Genomic DNA, 312 nt, shown 5'->3' with positions numbered 1-312 from the left:
GGGATTAACAGATCCATTTAATATGGGAGGTGCAATGGCTCCAGCTGCCGTTGATACAATTGAAGCCCATTTACGCGAACGACAAATTGATGCCTCTTACTACGATTTAATCGTAACGGGTGACCTCGGACATGTAGGACGCGAAATTGCTTATGACTTATTACATAAACACGGAACGAAAGTAACGAGCGAACAGTTTCAAGATTGCGGGCTGCTCATTTATAGAGAAGGGCAACCTGTCATCGCTGGCGCTAGTGGACCAGGGTGTTCCGCAACGGTCGTATACGGTCACTTCTTAAACCGAATGAAAAG

1 pseudogene is annotated in these 312 nt (G+C 46.2%); it reads left to right on the top strand.

The features are described 5' to 3' along the window. Positions 1 to 312 (top strand): annotated as a pseudogene (locus K5S59_RS29595) (stage V sporulation protein AD); the annotation flags it as partial.

Origin of the sequence: Bacillus sp. BML-BC051 (assembly GCF_019656175.1) — a bacterium.
Classification (GTDB): Bacteria; Bacillota; Bacilli; order Bacillales; family Bacillaceae_G; genus Bacillus_A; species Bacillus_A mobilis.
The sequence above is the reverse complement of the archived record's forward strand: the minus strand, read 5'-3'. Positions and strand labels throughout refer to the sequence as shown.